The following is a 641-nucleotide window of genomic DNA, read 5'->3' as shown; positions in this document are numbered from 1 at the left end:
TCGGCCGTCCGATTGCGAACACGCGGGTGTATCTTCTGGACGGCCATGGCGCGCCGGTTCCATTCGGGGCGGTGGGCGAGCTTTACATCGGCGGGGCCGGCGTTGCGCGTGGCTACCTCAACCGGCCGGAGCTGACAGCGGAGCGGTTCCTGGCCGATCCGTTCAGCGGCGAGCCTGGCGCCCGCATGTACCGGACCGGCGATCTGGGGCGCTACCTGCCGGACGGCAATCTGGAGTTTCTGGGGCGCAACGATGACCAGGTGAAGATCCGCGGCTTCCGCATCGAGCCGGGCGAGATCGCGGCGCGGCTTTGCGAGCACGCCTGGGTGCGCGAGGCGGCAGTGGTGGCGCACGAGGACCGCGCCGACGCCAAGCGGCTCGTCGCCTATGTGGTTGCGGCCGAGGCCGGATCGGACCACGAGGATGGAAGCACACTTGCCGCCACCCTGCGCGCATACTTAAGCGCGCGGCTGCCGGACTACATGGTGCCATCGGCCTTCGTGCAGCTTGCGGCGCTGCCGCTGACGGCGAACGGCAAGCTCGACCGCAAGGGGCTGCCGGCTCCCGACGACGACGCCTATGCGCGGGCGGCCTATGAGGCGCCGCAGGGCGAGATCGAGACGACGCTGGCACAGATCTGG

At 69.9% G+C, this 641-nt stretch carries 1 protein-coding gene; it reads left to right on the top strand.

Annotation, left to right across the window (positions count from 1 at the left end):
- A partial coding sequence (locus tag NKG99_RS35830) for an AMP-binding enzyme (protein ID WP_352874190.1) occupies window positions 1-641 on the top strand: 641 nt, incomplete at both ends.

It is taken from the genome of Mesorhizobium sp. M1409 (assembly GCF_040317535.1).
GTDB lineage: Bacteria > Pseudomonadota > Alphaproteobacteria > Rhizobiales > Rhizobiaceae > Mesorhizobium.
The sequence above is the reverse complement of the archived record's forward strand: the minus strand, read 5'-3'. Positions and strand labels throughout refer to the sequence as shown.